This is a genomic window from Frankia gtarii, from assembly GCF_025403375.1.
Lineage (GTDB): Bacteria > Actinomycetota > Actinomycetes > Frankiales > Frankiaceae > Frankia > Frankia gtarii.
In genome coordinates, this window is sequence record NZ_JAMPTM010000438.1 from 1 (window position 1) to 3,247 (window position 3,247).

Sequence of the window (3,247 nt, forward strand, 5' to 3'; positions counted from 1 at the left end):
GTGCGGTCCGGGCCTGGGGCGCAGGGGGGGCCGGGGCCCGGCGGCGAGAGTGCCGCGGGATGGTCCGCCGAGGGATCCGTCGGCGGGCAGGACGATGCCGGACCGCCGGCTTCGGCCCGCGGCCGGCGGCGCTCGGGCCGACCGTGGCTGATCGCCGCGGTGGTCGCCGTCATCGCCATCGCCGCGGGCCTGGTCGTGGTGCTCGTCGACCGAGGCGGGAACGAGTCGGCGACGACGAGCGTGCCCGACTCGGTCGCCGCCCGCGCGATCACGCTCCAGGACGACGACGGCGCGCTGGCTCGTCGTCTCGCCCTGGCCGCCTACACGGCCGCGCCGAGCTCGCCGGCCACCCGCAGTTCGATGATCGCCCTGTTCGGTGCCGACGTCGTCCCCAGCGCCGTCAACGCCGAAACCGGTGCCGTGCTGTCGGCGGCGGTCAGCCCGGACGGGCGCCACGTCGCCACCGGCGGGACGGACGGCGTCATCACCGTGTGGGAGGTCACCAATCGGACCGGGCTCGCCCGGCTCGGCTCGGTGACAAGCACCGGCTGGATCGGGGCGCTCGCCTTCAACGGCGGCGGCGACCTGCTCGCCTCCGGCGGCACCGACGGTGCGGTGCGGCTGTGGAACGTGCGTGACCCGGAGCACATCAGCCGCTGGTCCGTCGCGAGGCTGCACACCGACGTCGTGCGAACCGTGGCCTTCAGCCCGGACAGCAACACCCTCGCCTCCGCCGGGGCCGACGGCGTCCTCGCGCTGTGGGACATCACCGATCCCGCCGCCCCGACGCAGCGTTCCCGTGCCGACACGGCCACCGGCGGGGTGTATGCCGTCGCGTTCGCCCCCGACGGCCGGACCCTGGCTCTCGGCGGGGAGGACGGCACGGTACGGCTGTGGGACATCCACGACGCGGCCCACCCCACGCCGGGGGCCGTTCTGCGCGGGCACACCCGCGCCGTGCGTGCCGTGACCTTCACCGGCGACGGCGCCCTGCTCGTCAGCGGCGGCGTCGACGCCACCGTCCGGCTGTGGGACCTGCGTGACCCCAAGCTTCCCGTCCCGCAGGCGGTCATCCCCGGGCAGCTCGGCGGGGTCTCCAGCGTGGCCCGTGGCGCCGCCCCCGCGCTCGTGGCATCCGGCGGTGACGACGAGACCGTGCGCCTGTTCGACGTCTCCGATCCCGCCGCGCCGCTCACGCTCACCCAGTGGCACGGGCACACCCGTCCGATCAGCGCGGTCACGTTCGTCGCCGGCACCGGGGTCGTGCTGTCCGCCGGGCACGACGGCACGCTGCGGCTGTGGGAGGCCGACCCGGGCCGGCTCGCCCACGCCGCCTGCGCCGACCCGGCGAACCGGATCAACCGGCAGGAATGGGCCACCGCGTTCGGATCGATGCCCTACCACCAGCCCTGCGCCTGATTCCTGAAAGACTGCGGCCGTGAGCGCTGAGCTGGGGCCGTCGGTGATGATGGTCGAGGACTTCGGGCCGGCCTGGCAGCCGGGGCAGTTCGAGCTGGGTACGGATGGTCCGCGGACGATCCTCGCCGGTGTCGACGGTTCCCGCACGTCGATGCGCGCGTCGGCGTTCGCCGCGGGCCTCGCCCGCCGCCAGGCGTCCCGGCTCGTCGTCGTCTACGTCGCGTCGCCGTCGGTCTGGGCGGCGATGTCCCCGGCCCCGGCCGGGGAGGCGGTCCAGCAGGTCGTGAACTCGATCACCGCCGAGGTGCGCACGTCGATCCACGAACGCTCCGACGAGCTCGGCGTGCCGATCCGGTTCCTCGTCCGCGCCGGTGACCCGTTCGACGGCATCAAACGCAGCGCCGCCGAGGTGCAGGCCGACATGGTCGTCGTCGGCGCGTCCGAGAGCGCCGGGCACCGGCTCATCGGTTCCCTGGCGAGCCGGCTGGTCCGCAGCGGCCTGTGGCCGGTGACGGTCGTCCCTTGACGCGCTGTCAGTTCCGGGCGACCCGGCGCCGCGGGCGCGGCCAGGCACGGGTGTCGCGCGGTTCCACGTACGGCTCGATGCTCTCGTCGAGACCCGCGGCGATCGCCCGTGCCCGCGCGATCTCGGCGTCGAACTCCAGGCCGAGCAGGACCGCCAGGTTCGACAGCCACAGCCATACCAGGAACACGATGACGCCGGCGAGGGTGCCGTAGGTCTTGTTGTAGGACCCGAACGTGGCCACGTAGACGGCGAACGCCCCGGACGCGACCAGCCAGATCACGACGGCCAGCACGCTGCCCGGCGTCAGCCAGCGAAAGCCGTGCAGGCGCACGTTGGGCGTGCTCCAGTACAACAGGGCGATCATGGCCGTGACGATCAGCACAAGTATCGGCCACTTCGCGAACGACCAGACGGTGAGGGCCTCGTGGCCCAGGCCGATCGCCGTGCCCGCCTGCTCGGCGAGCGCGCCGCTGAACACGACGATCAGCGAACTGACCGCGAGCAGCACCACGAAGACGGTCGTGATGAGCAGGCGCAGTGGGGCGATCTTCCAGACGGGCCGGCCCTCCGGCATGTCGTAGACGGCGTTCGCGGCGCGGATGAACGCGGCGATGTACCCGGAGGCGGACCACAGCGCGCCGGCCACGCCGAGGATCGCGACGATCCCGCCGGACCCGGTGCTGTCGCGCAGTCCGTTGACGGCGTTGTGCAGAATGTCGCGCGCCGGTCCGGGGGTGAGCTGCTCGATGTTGTCGAGCAGGCGGTCCGTCGTCGACTCGCCCAGCAGCCCGACCAGCGACACCAGCACGAGCAGCGCGGGGAAGATGGCCAGCACCGCGTAGTAGGTCAGCGCGGCCGCCCGGTCGGGGAGGTCGTCGTCCATGAATTCACGGACCGTGCGGCGCAGCACCCCGAACCTGGACCGCCACGTCAGCTCGTCGACCTGCCCCGGCCGCTCGGCCGCCCGCACGGCCGCCACCGCCTGATCCCGCAGCACCGCCTGGTCCGGCACCGCCGCCTGGCCGGGCACCACTGCCTGGCCGGGCACCACTGCCTGGCCGGGCACTGATGCCTGGTCCGGCACCGCTGCCCCGGCTGGTGTGGGCGCGGCGTCGGTGTCCTGGACGGCGGTGCTTCGGGCGGTGGGCCGGTCATCCCCGCGGCGCCGTCTCATCGCGGTCCGTCTACCGGGCCGGGCGGTGCAGCATTTTGGCCGCCTTGCCGGCCGGCGGGTCCGACGGGGCCCGTCCATCGGCCGGAGCGACGGGAGCGGCCGGAGCAACGGGGGCGGCGGGAGCAACG

3 protein-coding genes are annotated in these 3,247 nt (G+C 74.0%); 2 read left to right on the forward strand and 1 reads right to left on the reverse strand.

Annotated elements, in window-relative coordinates; all coding sequences use genetic code 11:
- Together NBZ83_RS31030 and NBZ83_RS31035 are read left to right on the forward strand one after the other, a co-directional pair.
- Positions 1-1,419, forward strand: a 1,419-nt coding sequence (locus tag NBZ83_RS31030) for a WD40 repeat domain-containing protein (protein WP_261576399.1), incomplete at its 5' end; no start/stop codon positions are given.
- 19 nt (positions 1,420-1,438) lie between these two features.
- Positions 1,439-1,945, forward strand: coding sequence for a universal stress protein (locus NBZ83_RS31035; RefSeq protein WP_261569467.1), 507 nt, complete (start codon positions 1,439-1,441; stop codon positions 1,943-1,945).
- Between the two features lie 7 nt (positions 1,946-1,952).
- Here the strand turns inward: NBZ83_RS31035 and NBZ83_RS31040 are convergent, their stop codons facing one another.
- On the reverse strand, positions 1,953-3,119 hold the full coding sequence (locus NBZ83_RS31040; protein WP_261569466.1) for a YihY/virulence factor BrkB family protein: 1,167 nt from the start codon (positions 3,117-3,119) through the stop codon (positions 1,953-1,955).
- Positions 3,120-3,247: the final 128 nt, after the last annotated feature.